The following is a 17547-nucleotide window of genomic DNA, read 5'->3' as shown; positions in this document are numbered from 1 at the left end:
GCCTGCAACAAGCGCCCGCGAGCCCGCTGTGGGCCTGGTCAACGCCCACGGCTTCCCGTGTCCGCCCGAGCCCCTGCTCGGGCGGTGCGGTGCAGCTACCCCTTCGGCGGCACCGTCGGCATCCCCAGGAAGGGCAACTTGAGGGCGCCGAAGGCATCGGACGGGACTGCCGGGCTTTGGGGCGTCACAGGCGTCAGGCGCTGGTAGGCCTCTCCCTGCGCCGGACGCGGGTCCTCCTCGCCCTTGTTGGGCCAGGCCGACATCGCGCGCTCGGCCTGGGCCGTGATCGTGAGGGACGGGTTGACTCCGAGGTTGGCGGAGATCGCCGCTCCGTCGACGACGGAGATGCCGGGGTGTCCGTACAGCCGGTGGTACGGGTCGATCACGCCGGTCTCGGGAGTGTCGCCGATGGGGCAGCCGCCCAGGAAGTGAGCGGTGAGCGGCATACCCATCAACTCGCCCACATTACTGCCCGCGAAACCGTCGACCTCGGCAGCGATGACCGAGGCGGCCTCCGAAGCCGCCTTGATCTGCTTGGGGTTGGGCGCCCCATGGCCCTGACGGGACATCAACGACCCCTTGCCCACGCCCTTCGGCTTCAGATAGGTCGTGAGGGAGTTGTCCAGCGACTGCATCACCAGACCGATGATCGTCCGCTCGGACCAACGGCGGTTGGAGAGCGAGCGGGCCATGAGCACCGGGTGCTTCGCCACGTTCACCAGCCAGCCCAGGAACCTCGACGAGCCCTCGGCGTACGGGACTTGCAGGACGAACCCGGCGCCCATCGCGTTGGATCCCTTGCCATAGCGGACGGGCTCTATGTGGGTGTTCTCGTCGGGGTGGATCGAGGATGTGATCGCCACACCGCGCGTGAAGTCGATGCGCTGCCCTCCGGCGGCCTTGCGATGGCACCGGACGCCTGCGTGCACACTCACCAGGGCTTCGGAGTTGGTGCGGGTCAGATCGCCCAGCCGCTCGGAGATGTGCGGAAGTTGCCCGCCCGTCCTCATCCGGTGCAGCAACGTCTGCGTACCGTAGGTGCCAGCCGCGATGACCACGTTCCGCGCCCTGAAAGTGCGGCCGACGCTCTTGCGTTTCCGGTCCGTCGGCTGGGTCCTGACCGTGTACCCGTCCGGCGAGTCGTCCGTGATCGAGACGACGGTCGCCATGGGGTGGACGACGGTGCCCGCCTGCTCGGCGAGATAGAGGTAGTTCTCGTTGAGGCTGTTCTTCCCGCCGCGGCGACAGCCCGTCATGCATTCACCGCATTCGACACAGGCCTTGCGGGCCGGGCCGACGCCACCGAAGTACGGGTCGGCCACCTCCTCTCCCGGCTTGGCCTTCGTCGTCCCGTCGGCGTCCTGGCCGTCGCCGAAGAAGACCCCCACGGGGGCCATGTGGAAGGTTTCACCCACGCCCATCTGCTCGGCGACCGCCTGAAGGTGTACGTCCGCCGGGGTCGTCGTTGGGTTGAGGCGCACCCCGAGCATGCGCCGGGCCTGGTCGTAGTACGGTTTGAGCTCCCCTTCCCAGTCGGTGATGTCCTTCCACTGCGGGTCGTCGAAGAACGGCTTCGGCGGTTCGTACAGGGTGTTGGCGTAGTTGAGGGAGCCACCCCCGACCCCGGCCCCTGCCAGTACCACCACGTTGCCCAGCGGATGGATGCGCTGGATGCCGTACAGGCCGAGCTTGGGTGCCCAGAGGTAGTTCCTGACGTCCCAGGAGTTCTTGGGCAGCGAGTCAGCGGTGAACCTGCGGCCCGCTTCCAACACGCCTACGCGGTAACCCTTTTCGGTGAGCCGGAGGGCGGTGACGGATCCGCCGAAACCGGAACCGACGACGATTACGTCGTAGTCGTACCTGGAGTCGTCTCTGGGCTCGTCTGGATTCGTGGAAGAGTTCTTCCGTGACACGTGCTCTCCTCATTGAGAACGGGTGACTCGGAGCCGTTCTGATGGGCGGCTGCGCGGTCGGGCGGGTGAATACGGCAGTAATGGGCCTTCTGAACCGAACGCTTACGGCGTCACATGCAATTGAGCGGAGGGGTGTGAGGTGACACACCGGTGGGTCGTCGCGGCCCGAACCGGACTCGAAGTGTCGGACAGTCGGTCAGCCAGACCTCTGAGGGGTGTCACCTTGTCGCGTCCTGACGGTCAGTCGAGTGTCGTTGTGGAGCCCGACGGCGACCAGGCCGGTGTGTCGATCGGCGAGTAGTACGTGTCCTTGCGGTCCAGACGCACCATGCGGCGACTGGCGCGCTCCTGGATCACTTCGGCGTCGAGCGGCGTCTCGAACGCGTTGTTCACCAGGGTGTATTCGGCGGCGAGCCGTCCCACCGGAGCGATGGCGCCGAAGTCGATTCGGCCGCCCACGTAGAGGTCGTCTCGGATGTAGAAGCGCACCACGTTGCCCCAGACGGCGTTGTTGAGTCCGTCGGGCGCCGAGAAGATGTGCTCGACGGTGCACTCGAACGCGATGGGCGCCCCCTTGATGCGCGGCGGACGAACGGCTTCGGACGGCACCTTCTCCAGGCCGACCGCGTCGAACTCGTCGACATCGGGCTCGAACTCGAAGGCGCTGCGGTTCAGCCCTTCCACCTGTGGCAGCGTGGCCATGTTGGTCACGAACTCACCGGTGTCCCGGATGTTGACGAAGCTGTCCTTGAGCGTCATGCCGTCCGAGCGCGGCTGGAACGACAGTGAGATCCGGGGCGGTTTGCGCCCGACGACCGTGAAGAAGGAGATGGGGGCCAGGTTGCCCACACCCTCGGTGGACAGGGTGCTCACCCAGGCGATGGGGCGAGGGATGACGCTGCCGATGAGCAGCTTGTAGGCGGACTTGGCGTCCAGGTCGGCGGAGTCGATGATCATGTGGTGTCCTTTGGCGAGTGGGGGGAGTCAGAGGGTCAGCGGCCCTTGAAGGGCAGTACGGGGCGGGGGCGTCCCTCCTTGAGGGCCTTGGCGGCGGAGTCCATGCCGTCCTTGACGTCCTCGGTCTCGAAGAGCGGGACGGCGAGGTCGAACAGCTGCTGGTCGGCGGCCGGGATGCCGCCCGTGGCCCAGGAGCGCAGCAGCGCCTTGTGCACCACGTGCGCCCGGGTGGGGCCTGCGGCGATCTTGCGGGCGAAGGACTCGGTTTCGGTGCGCAGTTCGTCGTCGGGGACGACGCGGTTGATGACGCCGGCCTCGGCCATGACCGTGGCGGGTACCTGCTCGGAGGTCAGTGCCCATTCGAAGGCGCGGGCCCGGCCGGCCCGTTCGGCCACGCGGTGGATCCCGCCGAGGAGGGTGACGATGCCGAGCGACTGCTCGGGGTGGCCGAAGCGGGCGCTCTCGGCGGCGAGGATGATGTCGGCGCGCAGCGCGAGTTCGAACCCGCCGCCGTAGCACAGCCCCTGCACCGCGGCCACGACCGGGATCGGGAGCTGTTCGAACCGGTTGATCACGGCCAGGGCGTGGTCGAAGTCGGCCCGCAGGCTGGTGCGGTCGGCGCCGACCCAGGGGCGGAAGTCGCCGCCGTGACTGAAGTCGGGTCCCTCGGCCCGCAGTACGACGGCGCGGGCCGGGCTGCGGGTGATGGCGTCGACGATGTCGCTGAGTTCCTGGGTGAACTCGGGTGCGAAGCGGTTCTGTGGGGGGTTGTCCAGGACGATCGTGGCGACGTCGCCGTCGAGGGAGTGGGTGAGAACGGACATGGGACTTCCTTGGCTCGGGACAGTGCGGACGGGCTCGCCGTCGGTCAGGTGAGGGGCTGGTGGAACCAGTCCAGGGCGGACTGCGCGGCGATGGGGAACCGCGTGCTGTACGGGGCGTAGTGGCCACCGTCGATGAACGTCAGCCGCTTGGGTTCCAGGGCTCGTTCGCGGGCCGTCAGTGCGAGGTCGGTGGGGATCGGGTGGTCGTCGTTGCCGACGATCATGAGGAAAGACGCCTGCCGCGGCCTGAGTGTGTGGTGGGTACCTGGGCGAGGGCGCGTAGTCGCTGATCGACGCCGCCGAGGACGAGTGCGTGGCCCCCCGGCGTGGCAGGTGCCCCACAGCCCGCTCCTGGCGGCGTCGACCTCGGGCCCGCTCGTCGGGTCGTGCGGCGGCGCGGTGACCCTCGCCTCGGCGAAGAGGTCGGCGAGCGGTAGCACGCGGGCTTTGCGGACCCCTCCGCCGTAGCCATGGGTCGTGGTGATGGCCGCAAGCGGTCCGGGACTCTGGGGGCCGGACGAGCTCATGAGCGACACCCTTCCTGTGGCTGCGTCACCAATCAAGATGAAAGGACCTTACGCCTTTAACCTCTTTCACTACAAGAGGGCGACAGTGTCGTACCCTGAGCCAGTGGCCAAACGGTCACGGTCATGTCGGTAGAGCCGAACGATCAGCGAAAGGGAGGCAGGGTCATGGTGTGGTCCGCGTCCACGCGGTACGAGGTCGAACCGGCACCGGTCGGGCTGGCAATCGTGCACGACCTGCTCAACACCATTTCTGCCGGCCGGCCCCGGGCGGCCGACCTCCTGGACGGCCTCTCCGACGCACAGGCCTGGGTCGATCAGGCGCTGGACTGCTGGGCACATGAGAGGGGGCAGGCCCCCGCACAGGTGCATCTCGCCGAGAGTGAGCTTGAGGAACTGCGCGGCCTGCGTGCTGAGTTGCGGCGGATTCTCGCCTCACGGCACGACGACGCCGCGGGCGTCGACGACCAGACCGTTGCGCCCGCCGTTCATGTCGCGGCGGCGGCCGTGCGGATGGACCGCAACGGACGGGCTGTCCTGGAGCCGCGCGGCCAGGGCCGGCGGTATGTGGCCGCCCTGGTGCTCCTCGAGGTGTTCCAGGCTCAGCAGGCGGACGTCTGGCGCCGACTCAAGATCTGCCGCAATACGCGCTGCACAACGGCGTTCTTCGACCGCTCCCGCAACAACAGCGGTGTATGGCACTCCACCAAGACCTGCGGCAACCCTGAGAACCTGCGTGCTCACCGGGCCCGTCAGCGTGTCCGTACCGCCGGGTCGTAGAAGTCCTCCGGGTCGGCCGCCCGGCGGGGGCCTCCAGTGAAATCAACATGGTGATTCTGCTCCTTTCGGTGGTGAGCACGGATTTCGCTTGTGTTGAAATAAGCGAAAGTCATACGGTTGTTGCCCCCTGAGAGGGCTCCGGCGAAAGGCCGACCCGCATGACGTCGTCGTGGCCCCGCTCGATGACGTCAGGACTCACTACTCGGTCCGGGCCGCGCCGGTCCGCGACGCCGCGAAAGCGGCCTGGAGGTTGAACGCATGGCACCCGAGACACAGCGACCGCCGACGCGTCCGTCCGGCAAGGACTCGACGACAGATAAGTTCTCCGCAGGTGACGGTATCCGTCGTCGGACGATTCAGGCAGGCGGACTGGAGGTTCCGATCCTGGAGGCCGGCAGCGGGCCGCTCGTCCTGTGCCTCCACGGTTTTCCCGACCATGCCGGCTCCTGGGCGGGGATGCTCGACCGCCTCGCAAAGGACGGCTACTGGGCAGTCGCTCCCGCACAGCGCGGATATTGGCCGGCTGGCGCCGCGCCCGACGGCTCCTATCGCGCGTCAGCGACCGGGCAGGACGTCCTGGACCTGATCGAAGCACTCGGGCGCGATCGGGCGGATCTCGTCGGTCACGACCTCGGCGCCCGGGCGGCGTACGCGGCGGCGAGCCTCGACGCCACCCGCGTCCGCAAGCTTGTCGGCATGGCGGTTCCCTACGGCCCGCAACTGCGAACCGCCTGGCTCACCAACGGCGACCAGCAGCGACGCAGCTGGTACATGTTCTTCTTCCAGACGGCCCTGGCGGAGCCGGCCGTCGAGCTCAACGACTTCGCCTTCATCGACCGGCTCTGGCAGGAGTGGTCGCCCGGCTACGAGCTGCCGGATGCGGAGCGGACCGCGCTCAAGGAAACCCTCCGTGCGCCAGGAGTCCTGACCGAGACTCTGGGCTACTACCGCCAGCTGTTCTCACCCCCCGCTGATGAGGCGGCGCGAGCCCTGGAGGCCCGGGCGAGCGGTGCCATCACCGTCCCGTCGCTGTACCTCCACGGTGCCGACGACAACTGCTTTTCCGTGGAGGTGAGCGACGGCATGGACGCCGTGTTCAAGAACGGCTTCGAACGCGTCGTCGTCCCCCGTGCCGGGCACTTCCTCCACCTTGAGCAGCCCAAGACGGTCGCCGATCATATCCTGAGCTTTCTGAACAACTGACCCATCACTCTTGCTTTCTCTGTCGGCCTGTTGGTCTTCGTCAACATCTCCGCGTACGAGCAGACGTACATGACCTTCGAGGGTGACCGCAGTCAGCAACGCCGCCCGGGAGCTGACCGCCGAACACGCCCGGCTGATGGACCGCGCCCGCCGGCGCCAGTCGACTTCACAGGCCGCTGACCTGGCGGGCGTGCGCGTCACTCGTCCAATGCGTCCGCCGACCGGTCCTCTCCTGGTGCTTCTCCTCGAGGGGCCGCCGTCGGGCTCGGGGATTCCGGACGCGTTCTGGGAAAGCTCGAAATCGTGCGGGCAGCCACGTCTCGCTCGCCACCGTGCCCCTGGTGTCCGAAGGCGCGCAGAAGGAAGCGCAGCATGTGGTCGGCGGTCTCCTCCGCGGTGGCGGCGTCGACCTGGTTCGGTGGCAGGGGAGTGAGGAAGAACCTGCTCATCATGGGACCGATCACCAGATCGCCGAGCAGCTCGGCGTGCTCCACCGGCGGGATCTCACCCCGGTCCACCGCGCGTTGCGTTATTTCCTCCATGCGTTCGCGCACGGGCACCATGAAGGCGTTCGTGAGGGCCTCGGCCAGGGAGGGGCTGTACGCGGCCTCGCCGATCAGGGTGCGCAGCACCCCTCCCTCGTTGCCGGTCAGGGAAGCTGCTTTGTCCCGGAGCAGGGGGCGCAGGTCGCCTTCGAGTGTGCCGGTGTCCGGCTGCGCCGTCAGTTCCTTGGCGTACGCGGCGGCGGCGTCGACGACCATGACCTCTTTGGACGGCCAGCGCCGATAGAGGGTGGCGGGCGCGGGCGCTGTGCTCAACGTACTCAAGCCGAAGCCCGGCTCGAGCTTCGTGCTCTTCGGTACGGGCGCGGTCGGTCTCTCCGGCCTGCTTGCGGCAGTGGCCGCAGGCGCCACGACAGTGATCGCCGTCGACATCGTCGACAGTCGCATCGAGTTCGCCAAGAGCGTCGGCGCCACGCACACGATCAACAGCAGGAACGAGGACCCGGTCGCCCGCATCAAGGAGATCACCGGAGGCGGCGCGGACTACGCGCTGGACGCAACCGGCCACAAGGTCGTCTTCCGCCAGATGATCGACTCGATGGGCCTGCTCGGCCACGCCGCCATCGTGGGCTTGGCAAAGCCCGGTACCGAGTCGCCCGTCGACATCGGCAGCCCGATGCTCACCGGCGCCAGCGTGACCTTCGTCCTTGAGGGCGATGCCGTGCCTCAGGTGCTGATTCCGCAGCTGATCGCTTCCTACGAGGCCGGCAGGTTCCCGTTCGACAGACTCATCAAGCACTACGACTTGGAGGACATCAACCAGGCCTTCGAGGACAGCGAGAGCGGGGTCATGCTCAAGCCGGCACTCTTTCCCTTGCCCCGCGGAAACCGAGCGGTTTACGGTGACACCGCCCGGAGATTGTTGAACGATCCTCCTGTCACCCGACGCGTAGTGTCGCCTGGATCATGAAGGGACCCATGTGAGCAGGAACGAGATGAGTGTGCCCCGCTCCGTCCAGGAGGCGGTTCAGGCCTGCGCAGTCCGGGCGGCGCAGGGCTCGGCGGACTTGGCCCGGGCGTCGGACGTGGAGATCGACACCGGGCTGCGGGCCATGGCGGAGCGGCTGCACATGGCACGCGACGTCCTGACAGCGGCGAATCAGGACGACCTGCGATCGGCCGCCGCAAGCGGGATGTCGGCGGCACTGCAGGATCGCCTGCGGCTGACCGGCCCACGCCTTGAGGACATGGCCGTGGCGTTGCGTACGCTGGCGGACGTGCCGCACGAGCCGCGGGACACCGTCCTCGAGGAGCGTCCCGACGGCCTGGTCCTGCTGGAGCGCCGCCGCCCGGTGGGGGTCATCGGCGCGAACTTCGAGGCGCGTCCGAATGTGACACTCGACGTCGCCTCCCAGTTCCTCAAGTCCCGCAACGGCGGCGTGCTGCGCACCGGTTCGGCGGCCCTGCGCTCCTCCCAGGCCTTGGTCACTCACGTGATCACGCCCGCTCTCACCGACGCGGGACTGAACCCGGACGCCATCCAGCTGGTGCCGAGCGAGGACCGAGCGGCGGCATACGCGCTGGTGTCGCTGCCCGAGACCGTCCCCCTGGTCATCCTGCGCGGCAGCGGCGACAGCACCCGGGACCTCGGCCGCGAGGCCGCCCGCCACGGTGTGCGCACGCTGGCCCACGCGGACGGCGGCGGAGTGCTGTACGTGGCCCCGGACGCCGACGAGAAGCTGGTGCACGAACTGATCACCAGCAGCCTGGACCGGCTGGGCGTCTGCAACCGGCTCAATCTGCTCCTCATCGACCGAGCTGTCCACGACAAGCTGCTGCCGGGTATTTTGAAGACCCTCGAAGAGCTGGGCATTTCGGCATCGCTGCCGCCGCACACCCACGCGCGCGGTTACGAGTGGTCCCTGGACTCCGAGCATGCGGCAACGGTGACGATCGACGAGGCGGACGGCCCCATCCAAGCCGCACGGATCGCCAACGAGGAGACCTCCCAACTGGCCGCCGCCATCGCCACCCACGACCCGGACACCGCGGACCGGTTCATGGACGCCTACGGTGGCTCAGGCGTCTTCTGGAACTCCACCACACGCCTCCTCGACGGCTTCAAACTCCTGCGCCTGCCGGAAACCGGCATCAACATCGACCGCGTCCCCGGCCCCCGCGGCCCCGTCACCTACCGCGACCTGTATCTGCGCCAGTACGTCGTGCGACCCACGGCGTCCCTGCACAGGTGAGCCGATGCCGCATCGAGGCACGGTCACTGGCCTCGTTGGCTTCATGTCGCGGGCAGGCAAGGGGTGCCCCCTGACGCACCTGCTCGGCGATGGTTCGCGTCTTCCTGGGGCAGCTGTTACAGGAGCCGGGAAGCCGCCGCCGATCAGGAACGGGCCCGGCAAACAGGGGTGACGAGGCGGTACGGAACGGGCGGGACGGCGGAAAGGCCCTGGAGGGAAAGACAGCCCGATGCTCCGGCCAGGCCGGCGCTGGTCAGCTGAATTCGGGACGCCGCTTGGCGAGGAAGGCGGCAACGCCCTCGCGGCCATCGACCGATCCGCCAAGGCGGCTGATCGCTTCGGCCTCCCTGCGCATGGCGGACTCAGGGGAGGGCTCGGCGGCATCACGTACCAGCCTCTTCGCCGTTGCGAGAGACAGGCGCGGCCCGGCGAGCAGTGCGGAGACCATCTCGTCGACGGCCGTGTCGAGTCCCTCGACGGGGACAACCCGAGCGACAAGGCCTGCTTCGTAGGCCTCGAGTGCGGTGAGGAGGTCGCCGACCAGGACGAGGCGGAGCACTCGGTGGAGGCCGAGGGTGTTGACCAGCAGACTGCCGCCACCGTCGGGGCTGAGCCCGACCTTGGTGTAGGCGAGGCTGAACCTTGCGGTGTCGGCGGCGAGGATGATGTCGGCCGCGGCGGCGAGGGGGAAACCGATCCCCGCAGCGGTGCCCTGAACTGCGCTGACGACGATCGCAGCGCTGCGAACCAGTTCGGTGACCGTGCGATGCGCGAGTTCGGCAAGTTCGAGCAACATCGCGTCGGGATGCTCGGCAGCGGCAATGCTGGACAGGTCGCCTCCGACGGAGAAAAACCGCCCCTTTGCGCCGAGAACGATGACACGGGCGTCATCCGCTTTCGCGCGGAGTACGGCGTCGAGCAGTTCGCGCGCGGAGGTCGTGTTGATCGGGTTCCCTGAGTCGTTGTCGGCGACCAGAGTGATCCGGGCTGCGCCGTTGGCCTGGGCGTAGTCGACGTAGCGGGCCATCAAGATCCTTCTTTGGAGTACTGCCGCCGAACCTGGGGCGGCAGGGTCATGACGGTTACTGGGTGAGCAGGATCCCGGCATGGTGCGCCAGGGCGCGGCTGGGCAGCCACGGATGATCCTGGATCTGGCGGCTCGCTGCGGAGCTCGCCTGCGGGTGTGACCGCGGAGCTACAGACCGAGCGCCCTTTGGGAGTCCTTCCGCATCTGCGCCTTGCGGATCTTGCCGGTCACCGTCATGGGGAACTCCTCGACGACCATGACGTAGCGCGGGATCTTGTAGTGGGCGAGCTCCGCGGCCGCGAATTCGCGCACCTGCTGGACGTGGAGCGGTTCGGCACCGGCGCGCATCTTGATCCAGGCGCACAGCTCCTCACCGTACTTCTCGTCGGGAACCCCGATGACCTGGACGTCCTCGATGTCAGGGTGGGTGTAGAGGAACTCCTCGATCTCGCGCGGGTAGATGTTCTCGCCGCCACGGATGACCATGTCCTTGATGCGACCGACGATGTTGCAGTAGCCGTCCTCTCGCATCACGGCGAGGTCGCCGGTGTGCATCCACCCGTCGGGGTCGACCGCCTCGACGGTCTTCTCGGGGTCGTTCCAGTAGCCGAGCATCACCGAGTAGCCGCGGGTGCAGAATTCACCGGTCGCACCGCGCGGCACGGTCTTGCCGGTTTCGGGGTCGACGATCTTGATCTCGACGTGTGGCGCGGCTCGGCCGATGGTGGTGGTACGCCTCTCGAGGTCGTCGTCGATAAGGGTCTGGCAGCTGATCGGTGAGGTCTCGGTCATGCCGTAGGCGATCGACACTTCACTCATGTGCATGTCGCTGACGCAGCGCTTCATTACCTCGACCGGGCAGACCGCGCCGGCCATGATGCCGGTGCGCAGGGAGGACAAGTCGTACGAGGCGAAGTCCGGGTGGTTCTGCATCGAGATGAACATCGTCGGTACGCCGTAGACGGCCGTGCAGTGCTCGTGCTGGAGCGACTGCAGAGTGGCTTCGGTGTCGAACCCCGGGGCCGGAAGGACCATCGTTGCGCCGTGCGTGGCACAGCCGAGGGTGCCCAGCACCATGCCGAAGCAGTGGTAGAGCGGGACAGCGATGCACAGCCGGTCTTGAGGGCTGAGTGCGATCGTCTCGGTGACGAAGTATGCGTTGTTGAGGATGTTGAGGTGACTCAGGGTCGCGCCCTTGGGGTTTCCCGTGGTGCCCGAGGTGTACTGGATGTTGATGGCGTCATGCGGGTCGAGGGCGCGCTGACGCTGCTCCAGGACGTTTACCGGTTGTGTCTTGCCGGCGGCGGCCAGATCGGCCCAGTCGTCGGTGTCGATGTACACGACTCGCTCCAGTGCGGGGCAGCCTGGGCGGGTCTCCTCGGCCATGGCCCGGTAATCGCCGGCCTTGAAGCCGCTTGCCGCGAGAAGCAGCCTCATGCCGGACTGGTTGACCGCGTAGGCGAACTCGCGGGCCCGGTATGCAGGGTTGACGTTGACCAGGATCGCGCCGATCTTGGCGCTTGCGAACTGGGTTATCGTCCACTCGGCGCAGTTCGGTGCCCAAATACCGACGCGGTCGCCCTTCTCGATGCCGTAGGCGATGAGGCCACGCGCAATGTCGTCGACCTCCCGGTTGAGTTCGCTCCACGTCCACCGACGGCCGGTTGCGACCTCGATCAGCGCCTCGCGGTCTGCATGAGCGGCGACTGTGCGCTCCAGGTTGGAGCCGATGGTCTCGTTCAGCAGAGGTACCGAACGGTCGCCGGCATCCTGCGAAATCATGTTGCCTCCAGCGGTGTGTGTGCACGTTGGGCTTGACGCAGGTGGGTGGCCTGGGCGAGTTCGTACGCATCCGCATGCGTCGATGAGTTACGCGAGACGGGTATGTGCTTACGCAAGCCGACCGACGTCGGGTTTCACGTCGCCGGCGCGGAGAGCTTGGCCGTAGTGACCGAGGAGCGTTGATCGCGGCGCTCCTGCTCGACACGGCGTACCGGCCACGGGCCATCGAGCTACGCACAGGACCGGACTCCGCCCGCCATCCCCTGTCCCGACGACTGATACGGCGCGCCGGCGGGATCAGGCCGCTTCCGGCCGATCCCGCCGACGCGCAACGTCCGTGGCGTGAAATGCCTAGACCAGCGGAACGTCGATTCGCGGGTTGGCCTGGATCGCCGAGTCCATCCGCTTGATCCGCTCGGGATCCAGTCCGAGTGTCTCCGCGGTGAACACCGTGGGCCAGACCTTCCCTTCGACGCCCCAGGTGCCGCTGGGCACCTCCTTGATGATCACGTAGACGCGGGGAACCCCGGTCCCCTCCGTGCCGTCAGCGGCGAGGACGGCCTCGGTGACCTCCTTGACCATTCCCTCGATCCGCTTGTAGTCCATGAAGCCGACCATCACACTGACGTTGACCAGGTAGATGTTCTGGCTCAGTGGCTGTCCGCCCACCGAGATGCTGTTCCTCGGCCGCTCGTCCAGGAACACCCAGGCGATGGACTGGGAGTCCTCGTTGATCTCGATGCCCTCCCAGCTCATGCACTTCGCTGAGAGGGTTCCCAGCAGCTCCTTCTTGGCGGCGGCGTCCAGCGCGCCTTCAGCGCAGGTGATCTCGACCATGGGCATGGCAATGACCGTCCTTCCTCATCGGTGTGTGACAGAACTGGGTTGGGTCAGCCGGCAAGGTGCTCGACGAACCAGTCACGGGCGGCGCGGCTGGCGATCTCGAATCCGTCGACGTAGGCGTCGAAGTGCCCGCCCGGCAGGATGACCAGCTTCTTCGGCTCCCTGGCCTGCTCGAACGCGTCGATGGCCAGATGCGCCGGGGTCAGGTGGTCCTCCCGCGCGGGCATGAGCAACAGCGGCGTCGGGCTGATCAGCGGGATGTGCGTGATCGGCTCGTATTCCGTGAACATCTCGACGCTGCGCAGCGTCACCTCGTTGCGCCAGGCCGGCGCGCGGAGCTTGGCGGTCTCGGTGAACCACGTCCACGAGTCCGGAGTCGGCAGGGCCGCCGAACCGAACAACTCCTCGGTGACGACGGGCACCATCGCCGGCGCTTCACCGCGAAGCCGCGCCGCGCGATCGGTGTCGAAAAGGGCGCGCAGACCGGCTATCAGGTCGGCACGCACCAGGGCCCGTACGTTGGCGGACCCGCTGACCAGCGGCACCTGACTGACCACCGCCTTCACCCGGCGATCGATCGCTGCGACGACCAGCACATGAGCGCCCGAGTAGCTGCTGCCCCAGACACCGATCCGCAGCGGATCGACTTCGGGCAGGTCGCCGGCCCAGGTGATGGCGTGCCGATAGTCGCGTATCTGTGCGACCGGATCGATCTCCTGGCGTGGTTCCCCATCGCTTGCGCCGAAGTTCCGGTTGTCGAACACAAGCGCGTTCAGACCGGCTCTGGCGAACACCTCGGCGAAGCGGTCCAGGTACATCTCCTTCACGGCGGAGAAGCCATGAGCCATGACGATCGCGGGAGCCGGGCCGGAAGCCCCCTCCGCCGGGTAGAACCATCCGCGCAGCGTCACACCCTCGGCGTCGAAGGCAACTTCACGACGAGTCACTCATCCTCCAATCCCCGATGACGGCGTCGGTGCCATGGGGCACCCGCCAGGAGGACCATCCCGCGGCAGTGCGTGTCGCGGCATGAATCTGACTGTCCGGTTCTGGAAGCTCCGTGCCGGTCGGAAAAGGGGCACATTCAAGCTCTGGCACACATGGCGTCATCAGGCGTTGAGCAGGATGCGCCGCGGCAGGAGATCGGGAGCAAGTCGGCCGTACGAAGTCGACGACGCCAACCAGGCGTACGGTGCCGCGTTGGGGCAGCGGGACGGACCGAGCAAGCCGCAGCGGCGTCATCGTGGGATGGCGTGCCCAACCGTCGCAGTTGACACTGCTGAACGCTGAGGGCGTTGCGTTATGAGGCCGGCCCGGCGGACACAGAGGCCCGGTAATCCCTTGGCGACATGCCGAACGCGGTCTTGAAGCTACGCGAAAAGTGACTCGCGTCGGCAAAGCCCCACTGCGCGGCAAGGGACGAGACCGACCGGTCGCCGCTGATCAGTTCCTGGCGAGCACGCTCCAACCGCCGCCGACGGACAACGGCTCCGAATGTGTCGCCGTCCGAGCCGTAGAGCCGGTGGACGGTGCGTACGGACACCGCATGTGCCGCAGCCAGCGCGTCCGGGCACAGGCGGGGATCACACAGGTGCCGTTCGATCCAGGCATCCATGCTGGCTCGCAAGGCGGGCGTGGCGCACTTGGTGTCCATGCCACCGTCACGCAGCACGGCGGCCACCAGCTCGAGCGTGGCGTTGCGGGCGGCTGTGCGGATTTCGTCCGACAGTGCTGGAAGTGTGCGAACCAGTGTGTCCACGTATCCGTCCAGGAGGCTGACCGCCGGAACGCGATGGTTCAGCTCGACGCAGCCGCTCCTGGGCAGGTCGGAGACCTCGGCGAGAGCCGCGGTAGGAATCACGAGGCACCGCTTGTAGTAGGGCACGGGCACCGCGAAGCGAAATTCGGACGAGCTGCTGAGCACGACGCCACCGCCCGAGCGGACGTCGAGCGTGGTGTCCCGCTGGCTGATGTACTCGTGCCCGGCGGTGTACAGCAGCACGGCGATGAACTCGTCGTCACCCGGTGCGATCTCGGCACGCCCACGGCGGCCGGTGAACGGGTCGGTACGGCATTCGACGAGGGCCATGTCATCGAGCCAGTGCCGCCGTACCCGGCCCCGGAAGCCGGGCCGGGTCTCCGGCGCCAGCCGAACCGACATGGGAAGCAGCATGGTTGAGAGGATGTCCTGCCAGACCTCCTGCCGGTCGACGGCGGGCACCGCGTCCAGGCTGCGGCACTCGGCGGCGTCGGGACCGGGAACGGGCAGCGTATCCACTCGTCCCGACGTGCCTGATTCGTCGACGTGTCGCATCGGACGTCCCCTCTCCTCGTTGAGCGGTGCCCGAGAGTATGACCGGCCGTGCCAGGTCGCGCGTGAACCTGGCTGCCACGTTCCGGAAGCGCTCCGCCAAGGAGAGAGGTGGCGGTCACCCGCCTGGGGGAGGCGGTTCCAGCAGCAGCCGGAACCGCCTCCGTTTCACGAGCCGGTCGAGGCCGCGTCCGGGTCGAGGTGGGCGCGGAACCAGGACAGCGCGGCGCCGCTGGTTTCCTCGAAGTGCACCTTGTAGGCGTCGAAGTGCCCGCCGGGCACCAGGACCAGCTTCTTGGGGGACAGCGCTCGTTCGAAGGCGGCGATCTGGATGTCGGCCGGGATCACCGTTTCGCCGGTCCCGACGATCATCATGAGCGGCTTGGGCGAGACCCGAGTGATCCATACGCCCGGCTCGTACAGCCGCGCGGCCCGGCCGGAGCGCGCCGTCACCGTGTTGTTCTCGCGGCCCGGCGGAACCAGGTCACGGTAGAACCGCAGCGCGTCCGGGCTGGGGTACAGGGCCGGGTCGGCCGGATCGTCGCCGATGGAGGTCTGGTACCGCAGTTCACCGCCGGCGGCCTGGGCGCGTTCGTCGTCGGCCTGGGCGAGCTCGAAGGCGGCGATGCGCTCCGGCGGAACCTTGCGCTGCCACTGCTCGAATCCGCTGATGGTGGGCACCTGCGACACCACACACTTGATCCGCACGTCGGTCGCGCCGAGCACGATCGCGTGACCGCCCGCGAAGCTCGTACCCCACACCCCGATGCGGTTCGCGTCGACCTCCGGCCGGGCCTCCAGGAAGCTGATCGCGCGGCGCCAGTCCGCGATCTGACGCCACGGGTCGACGTCGTTGCGGGGCTCGCCGTCGCTGGCGCCGAACGTACGGTGATCGTGGACGAGCACCACGAAGCCGGCGTCGGCGAACTTGCGCGCGTACGGGTCGAGGCCCATCTCGCGGTTGCCGCCGAATCCGTGCGCCATCGTGATCGCGGGGCGCGGACCCTCGGCGTCCGGCAGGTAGAGCCAGCCGCGCAGAGTCACGCCCCCGTCCGCCGTGAACTCTACGTCGATGCGTTCTGTCATGGTCATTCGCCTTCCGTGAAGTTGAAGTACTCGGCGGGGATGAGGCCGGCCGCGGTCATGGCTGCCCCGACCTTCGCGTTGATCTGCACCACGGCGCCGAGGGGGCGGTGGTGGATGGCGATCTCCGTGATGAGCCCCTCGTCATCACGCGTGAGGATCGTGATCCCCTTCATCTCGAAGCCGCCGAACGCGGCGGCCTCCCACTCCAGATACGTCCGCGGGCCGTCCTGCACCTTCCGGACGAACTCGAGCCGCTCGTACACGGAGCTCACCCCGGCCATGAGGGCCTCGACCTGCTCCTTGCGCTCCAGCGGCTTGGCGAGCGCGCTCGCCTCCATCCGCACGTTCGGCGAGAGCGCCGCCGCGAAGGAGTCCTGGGTGCGGTGCTCGAACGCGGCCGTCCAGGCCTTGGCCGGGCGGCCGTCGGCGGAGGCCGACGCGGTCGCCTCGACGACCGAGCCGATGACGGCGGCGACCGCCGCCGGGTTCTCGACGTGCGCCCAGTGACCCGCGCCGGAGACCGTCTGCGAGGCGGCGCCGGGGAAGCGGGGCGCGACATACGCGGAGACGATCTCTTCCGTGACGAAGGGGTCGTTCGCGCCGCGCAGGACGGTGACGCTCCCGTGGAACTTGCTGGGCTGCTGTCCGTCCGGGTGGCCGTTGTTCCATGCCGTCGCCGTGTCGGAGATCGTCGACGGGTCGACGTGCAGCGCCACGTGGGCGAGCCGGTCACTCTCCTCGGCCGGGAACGCGGTGGCGAGCGCACCACGGAAGGCGTGCTGCGCGTCGAGTCCGAGATCCGGCGCCTGGAAGGGGGCGATCTGCTCCGGGGGCAGGTGAGTGCCCGCCAGCGGGATCGGATTGACCAGGACCAGCGAACGCACCTGCTCGGCCAGGCGGGCGGCGACGAGCTCGGCGATCTGGCTTCCCATGCTGTGGCCGACGAGCACGACGGGGCCCTCCGCCGCGCGCACGAGGCTCTCGAGGTCATCGGCCCAGCGGGCGAGCGTGAACGGCCCCTGATCCGAGGCGCGCGCACCCATGCCGGCGAGTTCGAACGCGATCGAGGGGATCGACCGCTCGTCGAGGACGGCGCGGACGCTGTTCCAGATGGCGCCGTCGTCCAGGTATCCGTGGACGAGCACCGCGGTCGGCGCCTTCGTCGCTGGGCTGTTCATCTCGTGTCTCCTTTGACGATCGCTCTCCTGCGGCGACGAATCGGAGCCAGTGGCTCTCGAGATTCTTGGCCGACGCGAGCAGTATGACGTAAGCATAGGGTCTATGCTTGCGTCAATGTCATCGCTTTGTGACCGAGGAGTCCACCAATGACGTCGAACGCTTTGGCTTACGCCGTACACGTCGCGGACGGCATGCCGACCACCAACTCCGACGTGCCGCCCGATCTGGGCGAGCGTTCCTGGTCGCCGACGTCGAGCATCCTCATCTCGAACGGGGGAGAGGCGCTGCTGGTGGATCCGCTCTTCACGATCGCGCAGTCGGAGGGCCTGCTGCGGTGGCTCGGCGAGCGTGACGCTCCGGTGA

16 protein-coding genes and 1 pseudogene are annotated in these 17547 nt (G+C 67.8%); 5 read left to right on the top strand and 12 right to left on the bottom strand.

From position 1 onward, the window contains the following. Positions 1-95: 95 nt before the first annotated feature. The 4 genes from PV419_RS50210 to PV419_RS50195 form a co-directional block, all read right to left on the bottom strand. Positions 96-1913, bottom strand: coding sequence for a GMC family oxidoreductase (locus PV419_RS50210; RefSeq protein ID WP_319700785.1), 1818 nt, complete (start codon positions 1911-1913; stop codon positions 96-98). Positions 1914-2153: 240 nt separating this feature from the next. Then, a complete protein-coding gene (locus PV419_RS50205; RefSeq protein ID WP_319700784.1) occupies positions 2154-2870 on the bottom strand; it encodes a flavin reductase family protein in 717 nt (238 codons plus the stop codon). Between the two features lie 35 nt (positions 2871-2905). Further along, positions 2906-3694, bottom strand: a complete 789-nt coding sequence (locus PV419_RS50200) for an enoyl-CoA hydratase/isomerase family protein (RefSeq protein WP_319700783.1) — start codon at positions 3692-3694, stop codon at positions 2906-2908. Between the two features lie 44 nt (positions 3695-3738). Beyond that, positions 3739-3918, bottom strand: coding sequence for a hypothetical protein (locus PV419_RS50195; RefSeq protein ID WP_319700782.1), 180 nt, complete (start codon positions 3916-3918; stop codon positions 3739-3741). 468 nt (positions 3919-4386) lie between these two features. Here PV419_RS50195 and PV419_RS50190 point away from each other — a divergent pair, with 468 nt between their 5' ends. Together PV419_RS50190 and PV419_RS50185 are read left to right on the top strand one after the other, a co-directional pair. Next, positions 4387-4998 carry a CGNR zinc finger domain-containing protein gene (locus tag PV419_RS50190; protein ID WP_319700781.1) on the top strand — a complete coding sequence of 204 codons (612 nt, stop codon included), beginning with the start codon at positions 4387-4389 and terminating at the stop codon, positions 4996-4998. 258 nt (positions 4999-5256) lie between these two features. After that, a complete protein-coding gene (locus tag PV419_RS50185; protein WP_319700780.1) occupies positions 5257-6201 on the top strand; it encodes an alpha/beta hydrolase in 945 nt (314 codons plus the stop codon). A 197-nt stretch (positions 6202-6398) separates the two neighbouring features. On the opposite strand, the gene PV419_RS50180 is transcribed toward PV419_RS50185, so the two are convergent. After that, the gene (locus PV419_RS50180; RefSeq protein WP_319700779.1) at positions 6399-7019 is read right to left on the bottom strand and encodes a TetR-like C-terminal domain-containing protein; all 621 of its coding nucleotides are present in this window, start codon (positions 7017-7019) and stop codon (positions 6399-6401) included. Here PV419_RS50180 and PV419_RS50175 point away from each other — a divergent pair. Then, positions 7012-7674 (top strand): zinc-binding dehydrogenase, encoded by a 663-nt coding sequence (locus PV419_RS50175; protein ID WP_319700777.1) that lies wholly within the window; start codon positions 7012-7014, stop codon positions 7672-7674. The two genes, PV419_RS50180 and PV419_RS50175, sit on opposite strands and share 8 nt — an antisense overlap. A gap of 25 nt (positions 7675-7699) precedes the next feature. Next, on the top strand, positions 7700-8956 hold the full coding sequence (locus tag PV419_RS50170; protein ID WP_319700776.1) for an aldehyde dehydrogenase family protein: 1257 nt from the start codon (positions 7700-7702) through the stop codon (positions 8954-8956). 253 nt (positions 8957-9209) lie between these two features. Here PV419_RS50170 and PV419_RS50165 read toward each other — a convergent pair whose 3' ends face one another. The 7 genes from PV419_RS50165 to PV419_RS50135 form a co-directional block, all read right to left on the bottom strand. Further along, complete coding sequence (locus tag PV419_RS50165; RefSeq protein ID WP_319700775.1) at positions 9210-9983, bottom strand: enoyl-CoA hydratase/isomerase family protein; 774 nt, start codon at positions 9981-9983, stop codon at positions 9210-9212. 168 nt (positions 9984-10151) lie between these two features. After that, positions 10152-11765 (bottom strand): AMP-binding protein, encoded by a 1614-nt coding sequence (locus tag PV419_RS50160; RefSeq protein WP_319700773.1) that lies wholly within the window; start codon positions 11763-11765, stop codon positions 10152-10154. Between the two features lie 351 nt (positions 11766-12116). Beyond that, complete coding sequence (locus tag PV419_RS50155) at positions 12117-12608, bottom strand: hypothetical protein (RefSeq protein ID WP_319700771.1); 492 nt, start codon at positions 12606-12608, stop codon at positions 12117-12119. A 47-nt stretch (positions 12609-12655) separates the two neighbouring features. Further along, positions 12656-13519 carry an alpha/beta hydrolase gene (locus PV419_RS50150; protein ID WP_319700809.1) on the bottom strand — a complete coding sequence of 288 codons (864 nt, stop codon included), beginning with the start codon at positions 13517-13519 and terminating at the stop codon, positions 12656-12658. A 389-nt stretch (positions 13520-13908) separates the two neighbouring features. Continuing rightward, positions 13909-14886 carry a helix-turn-helix domain-containing protein gene (locus tag PV419_RS50145; RefSeq protein WP_319700768.1) on the bottom strand — a complete coding sequence of 326 codons (978 nt, stop codon included), beginning with the start codon at positions 14884-14886 and terminating at the stop codon, positions 13909-13911. Between the two features lie 201 nt (positions 14887-15087). Next, a complete protein-coding gene (locus PV419_RS50140) occupies positions 15088-16005 on the bottom strand; it encodes an alpha/beta hydrolase (protein ID WP_319700766.1) in 918 nt (305 codons plus the stop codon). 2 nt (positions 16006-16007) lie between these two features. Further along, a complete protein-coding gene (locus PV419_RS50135) occupies positions 16008-17183 on the bottom strand; it encodes an alpha/beta hydrolase (RefSeq protein WP_319700764.1) in 1176 nt (391 codons plus the stop codon). Between the two features lie 147 nt (positions 17184-17330). Here PV419_RS50135 and PV419_RS50130 point away from each other — a divergent pair. Beyond that, positions 17331-17547, top strand: a pseudogene (locus tag PV419_RS50130) (hypothetical protein); the annotation flags it as partial.

It is taken from the genome of Streptomyces sp. ME19-01-6 (genome assembly GCF_033793745.1).
In the GTDB taxonomy this organism is placed as follows: domain Bacteria; phylum Actinomycetota; class Actinomycetes; order Streptomycetales; family Streptomycetaceae; genus Streptomyces.
Note: the sequence above shows the minus strand (reverse complement) of the source record. Positions and strands in the feature narration are given on the sequence as shown.